The sequence below is a fragment of the Pseudomaricurvus sp. HS19 genome (genome assembly GCF_009857815.1).
GTDB lineage: Bacteria > Pseudomonadota > Gammaproteobacteria > Pseudomonadales > Cellvibrionaceae > Pseudomaricurvus.
The window spans coordinates 533,075-548,946 of record NZ_WVVW01000002.1 but is presented as its reverse complement, the minus strand read 5'-3'; the positions used below and the strand labels follow the sequence as shown (position 1 = coordinate 548,946).

At 60.8% G+C, this 15,872-nt stretch carries 15 protein-coding genes; 9 read left to right on the top strand and 6 right to left on the bottom strand.

All coding sequences use genetic code 11. The annotated features are described in order from the left end of the window. The first annotated feature begins 74 nt into the window (after positions 1–74). Positions 75–983, top strand: a complete 909-nt coding sequence (locus tag GSF27_RS10285; protein WP_160968589.1) for a lysophospholipid acyltransferase family protein — start codon at positions 75–77, stop codon at positions 981–983. Positions 984–988: 5 nt separating this feature from the next. Here GSF27_RS10285 and GSF27_RS10280 read toward each other — a convergent pair whose 3' ends face one another. The 5 genes from GSF27_RS10280 to def form a co-directional block, all read right to left on the bottom strand. Beyond that, a complete protein-coding gene (locus tag GSF27_RS10280; RefSeq protein WP_160968587.1) occupies positions 989–2,434 on the bottom strand; it encodes a TrkH family potassium uptake protein in 1,446 nt (481 codons plus the stop codon). Between the two features lie 48 nt (positions 2,435–2,482). Then, a complete protein-coding gene (gene trkA, locus GSF27_RS10275; RefSeq protein WP_160968585.1) occupies positions 2,483–3,868 on the bottom strand; it encodes a Trk system potassium transporter TrkA in 1,386 nt (461 codons plus the stop codon). A 52-nt stretch (positions 3,869–3,920) separates the two neighbouring features. Beyond that, entirely contained in the window at positions 3,921–5,225 is a 1,305-nt protein-coding gene (rsmB, locus tag GSF27_RS10270) for a 16S rRNA (cytosine(967)-C(5))-methyltransferase RsmB (protein ID WP_160968783.1), read from the bottom strand. Between the two features lie 10 nt (positions 5,226–5,235). Continuing rightward, the gene (gene fmt, locus GSF27_RS10265; protein WP_160968583.1) at positions 5,236–6,180 is read right to left on the bottom strand and encodes a methionyl-tRNA formyltransferase; all 945 of its coding nucleotides are present in this window, start codon (positions 6,178–6,180) and stop codon (positions 5,236–5,238) included. Positions 6,181–6,250: 70 nt separating this feature from the next. Then, a complete protein-coding gene (gene def, locus GSF27_RS10260; protein WP_237457475.1) occupies positions 6,251–6,757 on the bottom strand; it encodes a peptide deformylase in 507 nt (168 codons plus the stop codon). Between the two features lie 299 nt (positions 6,758–7,056). Between def and GSF27_RS10255 the strand changes: the two genes are divergently transcribed. The 7 genes from GSF27_RS10255 to GSF27_RS10225 all read left to right on the top strand — a co-directional run bounded on the left by GSF27_RS10255 (position 7,057) and on the right by GSF27_RS10225 (position 12,896). Continuing rightward, positions 7,057–8,082: a LysM peptidoglycan-binding domain-containing protein gene (locus tag GSF27_RS10255; protein ID WP_160968579.1), complete on the top strand. Its 1,026-nt coding sequence runs from the start codon at positions 7,057–7,059 to the stop codon at positions 8,080–8,082. A gap of 71 nt (positions 8,083–8,153) precedes the next feature. Continuing rightward, complete coding sequence (dprA, locus tag GSF27_RS10250; protein ID WP_160968577.1) at positions 8,154–9,320, top strand: DNA-processing protein DprA; 1,167 nt, start codon at positions 8,154–8,156, stop codon at positions 9,318–9,320. A gap of 106 nt (positions 9,321–9,426) precedes the next feature. Further along, the gene (locus tag GSF27_RS10245; RefSeq protein ID WP_160968781.1) at positions 9,427–9,996 is read left to right on the top strand and encodes an L-threonylcarbamoyladenylate synthase; all 570 of its coding nucleotides are present in this window, start codon (positions 9,427–9,429) and stop codon (positions 9,994–9,996) included. A 74-nt stretch (positions 9,997–10,070) separates the two neighbouring features. Further along, on the top strand, positions 10,071–10,979 hold the full coding sequence (hemF, locus tag GSF27_RS10240; protein ID WP_160968575.1) for an oxygen-dependent coproporphyrinogen oxidase: 909 nt from the start codon (positions 10,071–10,073) through the stop codon (positions 10,977–10,979). 3 nt (positions 10,980–10,982) lie between these two features. After that, the gene (gene aroE / locus GSF27_RS10235) at positions 10,983–11,810 is read left to right on the top strand and encodes a shikimate dehydrogenase (RefSeq protein WP_160968573.1); all 828 of its coding nucleotides are present in this window, start codon (positions 10,983–10,985) and stop codon (positions 11,808–11,810) included. 123 nt (positions 11,811–11,933) lie between these two features. Then, complete coding sequence (locus tag GSF27_RS10230; RefSeq protein WP_160968572.1) at positions 11,934–12,386, top strand: bacteriohemerythrin; 453 nt, start codon at positions 11,934–11,936, stop codon at positions 12,384–12,386. A gap of 48 nt (positions 12,387–12,434) precedes the next feature. After that, the gene (locus GSF27_RS10225) at positions 12,435–12,896 is read left to right on the top strand and encodes a bacteriohemerythrin (RefSeq protein WP_160968570.1); all 462 of its coding nucleotides are present in this window, start codon (positions 12,435–12,437) and stop codon (positions 12,894–12,896) included. Positions 12,897–13,121: 225 nt separating this feature from the next. On the opposite strand, the gene GSF27_RS10220 is transcribed toward GSF27_RS10225, so the two are convergent. Continuing rightward, positions 13,122–13,664 carry a gamma carbonic anhydrase family protein gene (locus tag GSF27_RS10220; protein ID WP_160968568.1) on the bottom strand — a complete coding sequence of 181 codons (543 nt, stop codon included), beginning with the start codon at positions 13,662–13,664 and terminating at the stop codon, positions 13,122–13,124. 157 nt (positions 13,665–13,821) lie between these two features. Here GSF27_RS10220 and prlC point away from each other — a divergent pair, with 157 nt between their 5' ends. Continuing rightward, positions 13,822–15,861: an oligopeptidase A gene (gene prlC, locus GSF27_RS10215; protein WP_160968566.1), complete on the top strand. Its 2,040-nt coding sequence runs from the start codon at positions 13,822–13,824 to the stop codon at positions 15,859–15,861. The last annotated feature ends 11 nt before the right edge of the window (positions 15,862–15,872 follow it).

Genomic DNA, 15,872 nt, shown 5'->3' with positions numbered 1-15,872 from the left:
GCGCCGGCGTCAGGAGTTGTTGCTCCACAGACCATTGGTTAAGCTTCGCTGCCATTCGGAGAAAGCCCACATCCATGACCGATACCCAAGTTCCCGTCCCGTTTAAGGAAAAGTTTGCCCTGGCCATGCTGCGGCTCAGCGCCATGCTGCCGCTGCCGGTCAGCCGTGGCCTTGGTGCCCTGTTCGGGTTGACGGCCTTCCTGCTGCGCACCGAGCAGTACCGGGTCACCCTGCAAAACCTGCAGATCAGCTTCCCGGAACTGGGTAATGCGGAGCGCCGGCGCCTGGCGCGGGTCAGCATGATGGAGACCGGCAAACTGGCGCTGGAGACCGGTGCCGTGTGGCTGCGGGATCTCTCCTGGACGGAGTCGCGTATCAAGGGGGTCTATAACGAGCACCTGCTGGATGAGGCACTGGCGTCAGGCCAGGGCCTGATCATCCTCGCTCCCCACCTGGGCAACTGGGAGGTGCTTGGTCTCTATGTGGAAACGCGGGTTCACGTGACCAGCCTGTACCAGCCTCCCAACATGCCTTCGTTTGAAGCCGTTATCCGTGATGCCCGGGAGAAGAATGGTGCCACACTGGTGCCCACCAATAACCGTGGCGTGGCGGCATTGATCAAGGCCCTGCGCAGTGGCGGTGTGAGCGGCATCCTGCCGGATCAGGTTCCGGCCCCCAGCGGCGGTGACTTTGCCCCTTTCTTTGGCCGTCCGGCCCTGACCATGACACTGGTGCACAACCTGCAGCAGCGGTCCGGTTGCAGGATAATGGCAGGCTTCGCCCAGCGCGTGCCGGGTGGGTTTGAAATCCACTTCCAGCCGGCAGACGATGAGATCTACAGCGGTGACAGCGCACAGGCGCTCGCGGCGCTCAACCGTACCGTGGAGAATTGTGTGCGGCTGGTGCCGGAGCAGTACCAGTGGGAGTACAAGCGCTACCGCAAGTTTCCCAAGGGCATGTCCAATCCCTACAAGAAGCAGTAACCCACTCAGCGACGCCAGAACATGGGGCTGAAGAGCACCAGCAGGGTAAACACCTCCAGTCGTCCCAGCAGCATGGCAAAGCAGAGCACCCATTTGGCGGTGCCACTGAGCTCGGCGTAGTGTGACGCCACGTCGCCCATGCCCGGGCCGAGGTTGGTGATGGCAGCACCCACGGCTGAAAAGGAGGTTTTCAGGTCGAGGCCGGTGCTGATCAACACCAGGAACATGATGGTGAAAGCCACCACGTACATCACGAAGAACCCCCACACGGATTCAATCACCCGGTCGGAAACCGACACCTTGCCCACCTTGATGGACATGATGGCGCTGGGGTGAATCAGCCGGTGAATCTCCCGCACCCCCTGTTTGTAGAGCAGCAGGACGCGGATCTGCTTCATGCCGCCGCCGGTAGAGCTGGCGCAGCCACCGATAAACGCCGTCAGAAACAGCATGTAGGGCAGGAATACCGGCCACTCATTGAAGTCGGAGGCAAAACCGGCGGTACCCATGGTGGAGGCCAGGTTGTAGAAGGCCATGATGGCACTGGTGCCGGCGCTGTAGGTTCCGGTGAGCGTCAGTGTGACTGTGGTGATCAGGGTGATGGCAATGACCCAGCCAAAATAGAACAGGAATTCGGCATCGGCAAAGTAGTGGCGCAGGCTCTTCTCCCGCCACACCAGGAAGTGCAGGGCAAAGTTGGCGCCGGCAATAATCATAAACACCGCGCAGATGAACAGGATCAGCGGGCTGTCGAAGTAGTGCATGCTGTCATCGTGGGTGGAGAAGCCGCCGTTGGCCACGGTGGAGTAGGAGTGGCCGATCGCATCAAACCAGTCCATGCCGGCCAGGCGATAGGCCACGGCACAGATGATGGTGAAGCTCACGTAGATAAAGAACAGCGCTTTCGCGGTTTCGGTAATGCGCGGCGTGAGTTTGTTGTCCTTCACCGGCCCCGGTGCTTCGGCGCGATAGAGCTGCATACCACCGATGCCGAGCATGGGCAGAATCGCCACGGCGATTACCACGATCCCGATACCACCCAGCCACTGCAGCTGCTGACGGTAGTAGAGCAGTGACCTGGGCAGCGCATCGAGCCCGGTGATTACTGTGGCGCCGGTGGTGGTGAGGCCGGAGATGGATTCAAAGGCAGCGTTGGTAAACGACAGTTCCAGCCCGGGACTGAACATAAACGGCAGTGAACCGAACAGCCCCAGCACCGACCAGAAGAGGGCGGTGATGAGGAAGCCGTCGCGGGTACGCAGGTCCTGTTTGCTGCGATGGACCGGAAACCAGATCACCAGGCCGGTGATAAAGGTGATGATAAACGCCCACCAGAAGGCCAGCTGGTTGTGATCCTGGAACCACATCGATACCAGTATCGGTGGAAAAAGGGTCAGGCTGAACAGCATCAGCAATATGCCCAATACGCGAAAAATAACGGAAAAATGCATAGTCGTATTCGGGTCTCGGCGTCGTTATCGGTTCGCAGTCGATGCAGATCAGAAAAAGGTAAAGCCCACCTGGAACAGCTTCTCGATGTCCTTGATGTGCTTTTTGTTCACCAGAAACAGAATCACGTGGTCGCCGTTTTCAATCACAACGTTGTCGTGGGCAATCAGTACCTGACTGCCTTTTTCGGTCTCCCGCAGTATGGCACCGATGGTGGCCCCGGCCGGCAGGTCGATATCCTCAATGGCCTTGCCCACTACCTTGGAGGTGCGCTGATCGCCGTGGGCGATCACCTCGATGGCCTCGGCGGCGCCGCGGCGCAGGGAGTGAACGTTGACGATGTCACCGCGCCGCACGTGGGTGAGCAGGCTGCCAATGGTGGTCTGTTGCGGTGAGATGGCGATATCAATTTCGCCACCCTGAATCAGGTCGACGTAGGCGGGGTTGTTGATCAGTGTCATCACCTTGCGGGCGCCCAGTCGCTTGGCCAGCAGGGATGACATGATGTTGGCCTCGTCATCGTTGGTGAGGGCGAGGAACACATCGGTATCTTCGATGTTCTCCTCCAGCAACAGCTCACCGTCGGAGGCGCTGCCCTGCAGTACGATGGCCCGGCGCAGGTGCTCGGACAGGTAGCGTGCGCGGCCTTCACGGGACTCGATCAACTTGACGCTGTAGCGTGACTCCAGCGAGCGTGCCAGGCGGTAACCAATATTACCGCCGCCAGCGATGGTGATGCGCTTGTACTGGGTTTCCAGCCGCCGCAGCTCACTCATCACGGCGCGGATATCGGATTTGGCGGCGATGAAAAACACTTCGTCATCGGCCTCGATAACGGTGGTGCCTTCCGGGGTGATGGCGCGGTCGCGACGATAAATGGCCGCCACGCGGGTATCCACCGACGGCATGTGCTGGCGCAGGAAACTCAGCTCCTGGCCTACCAGTGGCCCACCGTAATAGGCCCTCACCGCCACCAGCTGAATCTTGCCTTCGGCAAAGTCCAGTACCTGCAGGGCACCGGGGTGTTCGATAAGGCGGAAGATGTAATCGCTCACCAGTCGCTCGGGGCTGATGATCACGTCGATGGGAATGGCGTCGTTGCCGAACAGTTCCGGTCGCGCCAGGTAGGGGTTGGCGCGCACGCGGGCAATCTTGGTGGGGGTGCGGAACAGGCGATAGGCCACCTGACAGGCCATCATGTTGAGTTCGTCGTTGTTGGTCACGGCGATCAGCATGTCGGCGTCTTCAATGCCGGCCTGTACCAGCACGCTGGGGTAGGAGGCTTCACCCACCACCACACCGATGTCCATGCGGTCGCGCAGTTCGCGCAGGCGCACTTCATCGGTATCGACGATGGTGATGTCGTTGGCTTCACTGGCGAGGTTGGCTGCCAGCGTGCCGCCGACCTGACCTGCCCCCAAAATAATAATCTTCATGGTCCTGGTATGACCTTCTGCTTATTCATGCGCTGCAATCCGGCAACTCCCGTCAGCTGACAAGCTTCTCCAGACAAGCGTAGTAAAAGCCGTCGTGACCGCCCACCTGTGGCAGCAGTTGGCGGCCAAAGGGCTGGTCGATGCCCCAGCCTGCCTCAATGGGCAGGTGCTTCGCGTCATCGGTTGCTGCGACAAACGCGGCGATGACATCGTTATTCTCAGTGGGCAGCACGGAACAGGTGGCGTAAACCAAGCGGCCACCGGGTCGCAGTGTGGGCCACAGTGCCTGCAGCAATTGCAGCTGCAGCGCCGCTAGCTTAGCAATATCTGTGGCGTTGCGCAGTAACTTGATATCCGGGTGCCGGCGGATAACGCCGGTGGCAGAGCAGGGCGCGTCCAGCAGGATACGATCAAACAACTGTCCGTCCCACCACTGATCCGTCGCCAGCGCGTCGCAGCAGATGAGGGTGGCTTGTTTGCGCAGACGCTGCAGGTTGTCGCGCACCCGTTGCAGCCGGCGCTCCTCCAGATCCAGGGCCACCACTTCGCTCAGGGGTTGCGGTAAACGCTCGCTGGTCTCAAGGATGTGACCGGTCTTGCCGCCCGGAGCACAGCAGGCGTCCAGTACCCGCTCGCCACCCTGCAGGTCCAGCAGGCCGGCAGACAGCTGTGCGGCCTCGTCCTGTACGCTCACCTGACCATCATCAAAACCGGCGATGGTGTGTACGTCGCAGGCACTGTCGAGGGTAATGCCGAAGGGGCTGAAAGGTGTAAGCCGGTGAGGCAGTTGCAGTGCCGCACTGTAGTCGTCACGGCTTTGGTGGCTGGTGTTCAGCCGCAGGGTCATGGGTGGATGGGCGTTGTTGGCGGCAAAGATCAGATCGGCCTGCTGTGGCCAGAAGTTCTGCAGCTGTTTGCGCAGCCAGTTGGGGTGAGCGGTAAGATTGGCCGGGCTGTTGGCCACCGACTCTTCAAGAGATTGCTGGTCACGCTGGTAGCTGCGCAGCACCCCATTCACCAGTTTTTCGGCCCAGGGTTTCTTCAGCGAGCGGCAGGCCTCCACCGCGGTACTGATGGCGGCGTGATCCGGAGTGCGCATGTGCTTGAGGGCATAGAGGCCGATCAGCAGCAGGGCCTGCACATCACTGTCTTTCGGCTTCAGCGGTTTTTGCAGCAGCCGGTTGAGCAGCAGTTGCAGCTGTGGTGCCCAGCGGCAGACGCCGAAGCAGAGTTCCTGCAGCAGCGGGCGCTGCTCCGGCGCTACCTTATCGCTTACCGCTGGCAGCAGGCTGGCCAGCGATGCCTGCTGTTGCAGTACCGCCGCCAGTACCGTGGCGGCTTGTGCGCGGACCGGCACCGTGGCCACGTCAGTGACTCGTCAGGCTGGTGCCCGGTGTGAACAGCGCACCATGACCATTGAGGATATCCCGCACCGGCAGTGCCTTTTTGCCCGGCAGTTGCAGCGCCTGCAGGCTCAGCAGGGAGCCTGTGCCACAGGCCACTACGATGCCGTCGGCATCGGCACGGACAATTGTGCCGGCTGGCTGGTTGCTGGTGTCCGGCAGTCGTTGCGCCTTCCAGACCCGTACCCGCTCGCCACCCAGGGGGAAGTGAGCCACGGGGAAGGGGTTGAAGGCGCGGATGCGGTTGTGGAGTTCCGCTGCGGGCAGCTGCCAGTCCAGTTCTGCTTCTTCCTTGGTGAGCTTGGCGGCGTAGCAGGCCAGGGCGTCGTCCTGCTGCTGCGGTTGCAGGGTTCCTTCTTCTATATATTGCAGTGCCTGCAGCAGCGGCGGGCCGCCCTGGGCCATCAGCTTGTCGTGCAGGCTGCCACCGGTGTCGTCCTCACTGATGGCGCAGTGGGTGGTTACCAGCATGTCGCCGGTATCGAGACCGATGTCCATCTGCATAATGGTGATGCCGGTCTCCCGATCACCGGCGGCGATGGCGCGCTGGATCGGAGCGGCACCGCGCCAGCGGGGCAGCAGGGAGGCGTGCACATTGATACAGCCAAAGCGGGGCGCATCCAGCACCGGCTGGGGCAGCAGCAGGCCGTAGGCCACTACCACCATGACATCAGCCTGCAGCTCCCGCAGTTGCTGTTGTTCCGCCTCGGCCTTGAGACTGACCGGCTGTAACACAGGGATGTTGTGTTGTTCCGCCAGCTGCTTCACCGGGCTGGCCAGCAGCTTCTTGCCGCGACCAGCGGGACGATCCGGCTGGGTATAGACGGCAACAATCTCGTGGTCGCTGTCGATCAGGACCTGCAGGTGATGAGCGGCGAATTCGGGGGTGCCGGCAAAGATAAGACGCATGGAACTGTCCGTAGGTTTGGTGTGGGCCGGGAGGGCTGGCGGCGACTGTGTGTCGTGGCCGCCATCACGATCAGGCGCGCTGGCGCTGGCTCTTTTCCAGCTTCTTGCGGATGCGCTCGCGCTTTACCGGGGAAATATAGTCGACAAACAACTTGCCGTTGAGGTGGTCGAGCTCGTGCTGGATACAGACGGCCAGCAGGCCGTCCGGTTCCAGGGTAAAGGCCTCACCGTTACGATCAAGGGCTTCGACGCGAATGCTGGCCGGGCGGTCGACGGTTTCGTAGAAACCGGGCACCGACAGGCAACCCTCGTCGTAGGGCAGGGTATCGTCAGCCAGAACGGTGATCTGCGGGTTGATAAACACCAGCGGATCGCTGCTGTCCTCGCTGATGTCCATCACCACAATCTGCTTGTGCACATTCACCTGCGTGGCGGCCAGGCCAATACCCGGGGCGTCGTACATGGTTTCAAACATGTCGTCGATGAGGGTGCGGATGCTGTCGTCCACTTCTGTGACCGGCTCGGCCAGTGTGCGCAGACGGGGATCCGGGAATTCGAGAATCTTGAGTATCGCCATAGAGCCTTTGTGACAAACTTCTAGTAAAGAGCTAACTGTCGCTGCTAACATTATGAATCATACAGCATTTGTGCCTGTCAATCGGACATTTGTAACATCAGAGGACAGGCGGTAAAGTGGTTTGAGCCGACAACAGCTGCTCCCGCAGCCTTCGACTCCGGCCTGACGCAGAGCTGCAGTTTGCCATTCCGGCAGATTACTTCCCTGCCTATTCTTCAGCAAACGGAACCAGCAAACGGAACCACTTGGCTAGTATAACGTTTAACAGCACAGTGGCCGAACAAACAGGATCGGTTTCTATGAAAAAAACAGTAGTTGGCCTTTTGGCCCTGTGCCTGAGCCTCTTCGCTGTCGCCGACGAGGTCCAGCTCCGGGACGGTCACCCCAACAGTCACACCGTCGTCAAGGGTGATACCCTTTGGGACATCTCGGAAACCTTCCTGCAGAATCCCTGGCTGTGGCCGGAAATCTGGTATGTGAATCCCCAGGTTGAAAACCCTCACCTGATCTACCCCGGTGACATTATCAAGCTGATCTACCTGGAGGGTGAGCCACGCCTGACCCTGGAGCGGGGCCAGCGCGCTTATAAAATGAAGCTGGAACCCACCATTCGTATCCAGCCCATGGCGGAGGCGATTCCCGGTATTCCGCTGGACAAGATCAACCAGTTCCTCTCCCGCAGCCGGGTAGTCGAGCCGGGTGAGCTGGAAGCGGCCCCCTATGTGCTGACCGGTACCGAAAACCACCTGGTGGTGGGCGCCGGTGACCAGCTCTATGCCCGCGGCGATTTTGAGAAGACAGACAAGGTCTTCGGTGTCTACCGCGCCGGACAGAAGTTTGTCGACCCGGAAACCAACGAGCTGCTGGGCCTGCAGGCGCTGGATATCGGCACCGTCAAGCGCGTGGCGCTGGAAGACCAGGTGGGCACCTTCGACGTGACCCGCACCACCGAAGAGATCCGCATTACCGACCGCCTGCTGCCCCTTGAGGAGCGCGCAGTGGACTCTACCTTCTTCCCATCGGTCACTGAGGACGATGTCAGCGGCATGATTATGGCGGTAGAGGGTGGCCTGACCCAGGTGGGCATGATGGATGTGGTTGCCATCAACCGCGGCGAGCGTGAAAACCTCAAGGTGGGCAATGTGTTTGCCATCTACAAGGCCGGCGGAACCATTCGCGACCGTGTTACCGGTGACCTGGTGAAACTGCCGGACGAGCGCGCCGGCCTGCTGATGGTGTTCCGCACCTTCGACAAGATGAGTTTTGCCCTGGTGCTGGAAGCGTCCCGCCCGCTGGCGGTCAAGGACCTGCTGCGCAAGCCCTGATTACTCTCACTCTCTAGATGGCTCCCGCCGGTTGGCGGGAGCCGGCATCACGGATGATGCCGGAGCACTCCATGGATACGGATTCCTGTGCTGGCCTGTCGCCAGCCCATTACACCATTCCCCTGTTGCTATCCCTGCCCGGGTTCGGGCCGGCCAGTTACTGGCGCCTGTATGACGCCGGTGTGGATATGGCCAGCTTCTGGCAGCAGCCCCCCTCCTGTTGGTTACCCCTGCTGCCTGCGGCGGCCCGCGAGCCGCTGCGGCGTCTGTACGCCGAGGGCGAGGGCGGTCCGCTCTGGCAGGCGTGCCGCAACACTCACCTTGGCTTGCAGCAGCAGGGGTATGGGTGGCTGTTGCACACCGACCCCGGTTACCCGGAGCTGCTGCGACAGATCAGCCAGCCACCGCCACTGCTCTACCTGCTGGGCAATGCGGCCCTGCTGGAATCACCCCAGGTGGCGTTTGTCGGCAGTCGCCGCGCCACCCGCGGCGGCTTGCACAACAGCCAGGAGTTCGCCCGCTATCTGGCCGCGGCTGGTATTACCATCACCAGTGGCCTGGCGTTGGGTATCGATGCCGCCGCCCACCGCGGTGCGCTGGCGGCCAGCGGTGCCACCGTGGCGGTGCTGGGCACCGGGATCGATTGCATATACCCGCGCAGTAACCGTCAATTGGCAGAAGAGATTGTTGCTGCGGGTGGGCTGCTGGTAAGCGAATTTGCTCCCGGCACTGGGCCACATGCCGCTAACTTCCCCCGCCGCAACCGGGTGGTGAGCGGTCTCAGCCTGGGAGTGCTGGTGGTTGAAGCCGCGTTGCAGAGCGGTTCCCTGATCACGGCACGGCTGGCGCTGGAGCAGAACCGGGAGGTGTTTGCCATACCCGGCTCCATTCACAATCCACTGAGCCGTGGCTGCCACGCGCTACTCCGCGATGGCGCTACACTGGTGGAGACTGCCATGGATATTGCGGCCGGGCTGCAGGGCTGGGTGCCGTTAGCGACCCGGGAAAAGGCGCCTGCCGCAGAGGCGGCGAGTGACCACGGCCTCAGCGGCAATGAATTGCAAGTCTGGCAATTGCTGGATGAGGAGCCGCTGAGCCTGGACGAGCTGGCGCCGGCGCTGGGGTTACCGGTGGCGGAGCTGCTGGGCATATTGATGGCGCTGGAGATTCGCGGCCTGGTGCTGCAGGAAGCGGGCAGCGCCTGCCGTGCACCTGGTGTCTCCCCGGTGGATGGCTGAGGGCCGCGGGGGCTGCGACTTGTGCTGCCGGAAGGCTTGGGGTAATTTGCCTCGCTTTACTGCCCTGCGCAGTCCACACCCATCTTGATACTGCATGAGTTACCGCATGGACTGGTCCCGCCATCCCCGTATTCAACGCGCCGCCGATCTGCTCTGGAGCGGCGCTGTTATCGCCTATCCCACCGAAGCCGTGTGGGGCCTGGGCTGCGCCCCTTTCGATGAGCAGGCGGTCTACCGGCTGCTGGCGCTGAAGAAGCGCGACTACGAAAAAGGCCTCATCCTGGTGGCGGCGGATATCAGCCAGTTTGCCGATATTCTCGAGCCGCTGACCGACGAGCAGCGGCAGACCCTGAGTGCCAGCTGGCCCGGCCCCAACACCTGGCTGGTGCCGGATCCGGAAAACCTGGTGCCGGAGTGGATCAAGGGGCAGTACCAGAGCGTCGCCCTGCGGGTATCCGCCCATCCGCTGGTGGCAGGTTTGTGCCGGGCCTTTGGTGGTCCCATCGTCTCCACCTCTGCCAACCCCCAGGGCCGCCAGCCCGCCTTGCAGCAGTGGCAGGTGCACCGCTACTTTAAAGACAGCCTCGATGCCGTTACCCCGGGCGCGGTTGGCCGTCAGGCCAAGCCCACCCAGATCCGCGACCTGGTCACCGGCCAGATCGTTCGCGCCAGCTGATCGCCGCTACAGGATTATCCTGCCGGGCTGTGATCCCGCCCGGTATTGAGTACCCAGACACAGGAAATACCGCTATGAGCCAACCCGACAAGCACGCCGTTAAAGCGTACCTGCTGCAGCTGCAGGATCGCATCTGTGCCGACCTGGAGGCTGCCGATGGCAGTGGCCGCTTTCAGGAGGAGAGCTGGGAGCGGGAAGCCGGTGGCGGCGGTCGCTCGCGGGTGCTCACCGACGGCGCCGTGATCGAAAAGGGCGGGGTGAACTTCTCCCATGTGTTCGGCACTCAGATGCCCGCTTCCGCCACCGCGCACCGTCCGGAACTGGCAGGGCGCTCGTTTGAGGCCATGGGCGTGTCGCTGGTGATTCACCCAAAGAATCCCTATGTGCCCACCAGCCACGCCAACGTGCGTTTCTTCATCGCCGAAAAAGAGGGTGAGGAACCGGTATGGTGGTTTGGCGGTGGTTACGACCTGACACCTTACTACGGCAACATGGAGGATTGCCGGCAGTGGCATCGCACCGCCCAGGCCGCCTGTGAACCGTTTGGCGAGGATATCTACCCGCGCTTTAAAAAGTGGTGTGATGACTATTTCTATCTCAAGCACCGGGATGAACCCCGCGGTGTGGGCGGTCTCTTTTTTGATGACTTCAATGAGCTGGGTTTCGAGCAGAGCTTCGCCTTTATACGCGCCGTGGGCGACAGCTACACCAAGGCTTACTGCCCGATTGTCGAGCGTCGCAAGGGCATGGAATGGGGTGAGCGGGAGCGCGATTTCCAGCTCTATCGTCGCGGTCGCTACGTGGAATTCAATCTGGTGTTTGATCGGGGCACGTTGTTTGGCCTGCAGACCGGTGGTCGTACCGAATCGATCCTGATGTCGCTGCCGCCGCTGGTGCGCTGGGAGTACAACTGGCATCCCGAGGCGGGCACGCCTGAGGCGGAGCTCTATGACGTTTATCTGCAACCACAGGAGTGGGTGTAAGCGATGGACCAGTACCGCGTATTTGGCAATCCCATCGCCCAATCGAAATCGCCGGAGATTCACCGTCGCTTCGCCGGGCAGACCGGCGAAGCCCTCAACTACGATAAGCAGCTGGTGGAACAGGATGGTTTTACCGCGGCGGTGCAGCAATTTTTTGCTGACGGTGGCAAGGGGCTGAACATCACCGTACCGTTCAAGCTGGAAGCCTTTGAACTGGCAGACCAGCTGACGGAGCGGGCCCGCAATGCTGGCGCAGTGAATACCCTGATGCAACTGCCGGGCGGTGAGTTGCTGGGGGACAACACCGATGGCCAGGGTATGGTCAGCGATATTGTGGAACGTCTCGGCTGGACCCTGCACAACAAACGCGTGTTGTTGCTGGGTGCCGGCGGCGCTGTGCGCGGTGTGCTGCAACCACTGCTGGAGCAGCGGCCGTTACAACTGGTGGTGGCCAACCGTACCCTCAGTCGCGCCGAAACCCTGGCTCGGGAGTTTGCCGCCTACGGTGACATCAGCGCCTGCAGTTTTGCCGATCTCGACGGTCAACAATTTGATGTGGTGATCAACGGCACCTCCGCCAGCCTCAGTGGCGACCTGCCGCCTCTGCCGGACACCTTGCTCGCCAGTAACGCCTGTTGTTACGACATGATGTACGGCGCGGAACCCACGGTGTTTTTACGCTGGGCACAGGAGCGGGGAGCCACCGGTGTTGCCGATGGCCTTGGCATGCTGGTGGGCCAGGCTGCAGAATCCTTCGCGCTCTGGCGCGGAATCAAGCCGGAAATTACACCGGTCATCAATGCGCTGCGCGCCGCACTGGCCTCCGCCTGAGGCATGCGGCAGCGCTCATTTGTCACATGATTAATCCTTTCCTATTTGATCTATATCCAATGTAGGTTGTGATCTCGCTCGTATACTGGCCACAAAAAGGCAGGTATTAAAGAGGCACACACCATGACATTACGTTGGGGACCGGAACTGGAAATCGGCATCTCAGTAATTGACAGCCAGCACGAGCGCATTGTTGAGTACATCAACAAGGCTGAACACTCCCATCAGCATCACAGTCAGAATGAGTTGCTGGAAGTATTGGACGAGCTGGTGGATTACACCCTGTCTCACTTCGCATTCGAAGAGACGCTCATGGAAGAAGCCGGGTATCCTTTCTGCAAGGCACATAAAAAAGTTCACGCACTCTTTACGCGTCGGGTCAGCGGTTACCATGACCGTGCCAAGGCCGGCGAAGATGTGACCGAGGAGCTCATGCACACCCTGAAATCGTGGCTGGTAAACCACATCAAACACGATGACCGCGATTACAGTGGTGCGGTACGCGCCAATATGAATGAGGCTACCAAGCGTGCCAAGGCTCGCAAAGGTGGCTGGATGACGCGACTGTTTGGCTGAGTTCCCGTGTACAACAAGATAATGAACAACAACGGGTAGGAGCGGAACATGGCTAAATTGATTTGGTCTCCGGGCTATGCAATCGGCATCGATGTTATCGATCGCCAGCATCAGAGGATCCTCGACTATATCAACCAGGTCTACGACGCACGGGCCGAGGGCAACAGTCACGAGATCCTCCAGGATGTGCTCAACAATCTGATCGACTACACCTACTCCCACTTCGAATTTGAAGAAGCGTTAATGGAAGAGGCCGAGTACGACGAGTTGACGGAGCACAAGTTGACCCACAAGGACTTCTGCCACCTGATCAACAAACTCAAGCAGCGCTTTGATCATGGCGAAGCAGTGGCAGAAGAGCTGGCGGATATGCTGCAGCAGTGGTTGCTGAAGCACATCATGACCGATGATCGCAGTTACTCTGCGGTGGTAAAGGAGCGCATCCTGCACGGCGAGGGTGAGCGCCACCGCAATTGGGTACAGAGCGCCATTACGCGTTATTTCCAGTAACGTCGTCTTCCTGTTCTGACGCCAGCTTGAGGGCGTGGCACAGGGTTGTGATGCTGCTCACTCGCCGGGTCGGGATCAGTGCGGCGGGCGCAAGACCGCAACTCTAGCAATCCCTGGTTGCCTGGCAGCCGCCGGAGAATCCGCCCTGTCAGAAGCAGGGAGAATTCTCGCTGCTACTGCTGTCCAGCCGCCTCCCGGTCGAAAAGTATCCCGGGTTCGGCGAGCCTACGACTGCTCCGCCATATACTGGTTTTTCAGCTTGACGTAATTGTTGGAGGAGTAGGTGAAGTAGTCCTTCTCCGCCTGGGTCAGTGGACGCGCCTGTTTGCAGGGCGAGCCCATATAAAGAAAACCACTCTCCAGCCGTTTGCCCGGTGGTACCAGACTGCCGGCACCGATCACCACGTCGTCCTCCACCACAGCGCCATCCAGCACAATCGCACCCATGCCCACCAGTACCCGGTCGCCGATGGTACAGCCGTGCAGCGTCGCGCTGTGACCGATGGTGACATCATCGCCGATAACCAGTGGCCAACCGGCCGGGTTGCGCTCGCTCTTGTGGGTGACGTGCAGCACGGTGCCGTCCTGGATACTGGTGCGCTCACCAATACGCATGCTGTTAACGTCGCCGCGAGCGGCGACAAAAGGCCATACCGAGCTGTCGGCGCCGATGTGAATGTCGCCGATCAGGCGGGCGCAGGGATCCACCCAGGTGGTAGCGTCGATGGTGGGGCTGATGCCGTTGAACGGGGCCAGGGCGGTGCTCATGACTCTCTCCTCATAAATCATGCTCGCGGTTGCCGCGCAACTCTATCACAGCCGGTGTGGGCCGGCAGCGCTGATGCCGCTACAGGTGTCATACACAGTGCAGCCATCAGGTGTATCATAGGACGCTAGTGTCGCTAACCAGAGGTTGATTTGCACCATGTCCAATCCGCTGTTGGAAAATCCCGTATTGCCTGTCTTCTCAGACATCGAGGCCGCCCATGTGGAGCCCGCCATTGATGAGCTGCTGCAGCGCTGCCGCAGCAACCTGCGCCAGGTGCTGGACGGGGTCAAGCAGGGGCCGGTGAGCTGGGAGACGCTGGTGGCACCACTGGAAGAGCAGGACGATATCCTCAATAAGGCCTGGTCGCCGGTATCGCACCTGAATTCGGTGAAAAACAGCGAGTCCCTGCGCGCCGCCTACACCAGCACACTTTCCAGGCTCACCGCCTATGGTACCGAGGTGGGGCAGAACAGTGAGCTGTGCGAAGCCTACAAAGCGCTGGTGGCGAGCCCCGCGTACGAACAGCTGAGCCAACCGCGCAAAGCCATGCTGCAACACGCCCTGCGGGATTTCCACCTGGCGGGTGTAGACCTGCCGGCGGACAAAAAGAAGCAGGCGGCGGATCTGCAGCAGCGCCTGTCCGAGCTCAACACCCGCTTTGCCAATAACGTACTCGATGCGACCCAGGGGTGGTTCAGGCAGATCACCGACGAGACGCAGCTGCAGGGGTTGCCGGACACCGCCCGCGGCCTGGCGCGTCAGGCGGCTGAGCAGCGGGAGCTGGACGGCTGGGTTTTCACCCTGGATATCCCCTCCTACCTGGCGGTGGTGACCCACGCTGACGATCGCAGCCTCAGGGAAGAGCTCTACACTGCCTATGCCACCCGCGCCTCGGAACTGGGCCCCAATGCCGGCCAGTGGGACAATGGCCCGCTGATGGCCGAGATCCTGCAGCTGCGTCACCAGCTGGCCAACCTGCTGGGCTTTGATGACTACGCGGCACTGTCACTGGCCACCAAAATGGCGGAGAATCGCGCACAGGTGGAGGAGTTCCTGCTGGACCTGGCTCAGAAAAGCCGTGCCATGGCAGAGCAGGATCTGCAGGAGCTGCGCGACTTTGCCAGCCAGCGGGATGGTGTGGATGAGCTGCAGGCGTGGGACCAGGCCTACTACAGCGAGAAGCTGAAGCTGCAAAAGTTCTCCATCTCCCAGGAGCAGTTGCGCCCTTATTTCCCGGCGCCGAAAGTGGTGGCGGGGATGTTTGCCATTGTGGAGCGGCTGTTTGATGTGCAGCTGCGGGAAGCCAGTGCGGATGTGTGGCACCCGGATGTGAAGTACTACGAGCTGCAGCAGGGTGGTGAAGTGATTGCCGGCTTCTATCTCGACCTCTACGCGCGCGCCAACAAGCGCGGTGGAGCGTGGATGGATGTGTGTCGTACACGCCGCGTCGCCGCCGATGGTCTGCAGTTACCCATCGCCTACCTGACTTGCAATTTCACGCCGGCAGTGGGCGCTACCCCGGCGCTGTTGACCCACGACGAAGTGACCACCCTGTTTCATGAGTTTGGTCACGGCCTGCACCATATGCTCACCAGCATTGATGTTGCAGCGGTCAGTGGTATTAGCGGCGTGGCCTGGGATGCGGTGGAGTTGCCCAGCCAGTTTCTGGAGAACTGGTGCTGGCAGGAGGAGGCCATTGCGCTGATCTCCGGCCACTACCAGAGTGGTGAGCCACTGCCGCAGGAGTTGCTCGACAATTTGCTGGCGGCGAAGAATTGCCAGTCGGCGTTGCAGATGCTGCGCCAGATTGAATTTGCCGTGTTCGATCTGCGCCTGCATGGCACCTACAACCCGCAGCAACCGCAGCCGGTGCTGGAGGTGTTGCAGCAGGTGCGCGATGCGGTAGCGGTGATTCATCCACCGGCATTCAACCGCTTCCCCAACAGCTTTACCCATATTTTTGCCGGCGGCTATGCGGCGGGCTACTACAGTTACAAGTGGGCGGAAGTGCTGTCCGCCGATGCGTTTTCCCGCTTTGAGGAAGAGGGCATCTTTAATTCGCAGGTGGGCGCTGATTTCCGCCAGCAAATTCTGGAGCGCGGCGGTTCCGCCGAAGCCATGGAGTTGTTCAAGGCATTCCGCGGTCGTGAGCCAAGCGTTGATGCGTTACTGCGTCACAGTGGCATTGCGGCCTGAGTTATTGGGTG

What these genes read in the sequence shown, in the direction of transcription:
- GSF27_RS10285 (WP_160968589.1), top strand. Translation starts at nt 75, where the DNA reads ATGACCGATACCCAAGTTCCCGTCCCGTTTAAGGAAAAGTTTGCCCTG.
- GSF27_RS10280 (WP_160968587.1), bottom strand. Translation starts at nt 2,434, where the DNA reads ATGCATTTTTCCGTTATTTTTCGCGTATTGGGCATATTGCTGATGCTG.
- trkA (WP_160968585.1), bottom strand. Translation starts at nt 3,868, where the DNA reads ATGAAGATTATTATTTTGGGGGCAGGTCAGGTCGGCGGCACGCTGGCA.
- fmt (WP_160968583.1), bottom strand. Translation starts at nt 6,180, where the DNA reads ATGCGTCTTATCTTTGCCGGCACCCCCGAATTCGCCGCTCATCACCTG.
- def (WP_237457475.1), bottom strand. Translation starts at nt 6,757, where the DNA reads ATGGCGATACTCAAGATTCTCGAATTCCCGGATCCCCGTCTGCGCACA.
- GSF27_RS10255 (WP_160968579.1), top strand. Translation starts at nt 7,057, where the DNA reads ATGAAAAAAACAGTAGTTGGCCTTTTGGCCCTGTGCCTGAGCCTCTTC.
- dprA (WP_160968577.1), top strand. Translation starts at nt 8,154, where the DNA reads ATGGATACGGATTCCTGTGCTGGCCTGTCGCCAGCCCATTACACCATT.
- GSF27_RS10245 (WP_160968781.1), top strand. Translation starts at nt 9,427, where the DNA reads ATGGACTGGTCCCGCCATCCCCGTATTCAACGCGCCGCCGATCTGCTC.
- hemF (WP_160968575.1), top strand. Translation starts at nt 10,071, where the DNA reads ATGAGCCAACCCGACAAGCACGCCGTTAAAGCGTACCTGCTGCAGCTG.
- aroE (WP_160968573.1), top strand. Translation starts at nt 10,983, where the DNA reads ATGGACCAGTACCGCGTATTTGGCAATCCCATCGCCCAATCGAAATCG.
- GSF27_RS10230 (WP_160968572.1), top strand. Translation starts at nt 11,934, where the DNA reads ATGACATTACGTTGGGGACCGGAACTGGAAATCGGCATCTCAGTAATT.
- GSF27_RS10225 (WP_160968570.1), top strand. Translation starts at nt 12,435, where the DNA reads ATGGCTAAATTGATTTGGTCTCCGGGCTATGCAATCGGCATCGATGTT.
- GSF27_RS10220 (WP_160968568.1), bottom strand. Translation starts at nt 13,664, where the DNA reads ATGAGCACCGCCCTGGCCCCGTTCAACGGCATCAGCCCCACCATCGAC.
- prlC (WP_160968566.1), top strand. Translation starts at nt 13,822, where the DNA reads ATGTCCAATCCGCTGTTGGAAAATCCCGTATTGCCTGTCTTCTCAGAC.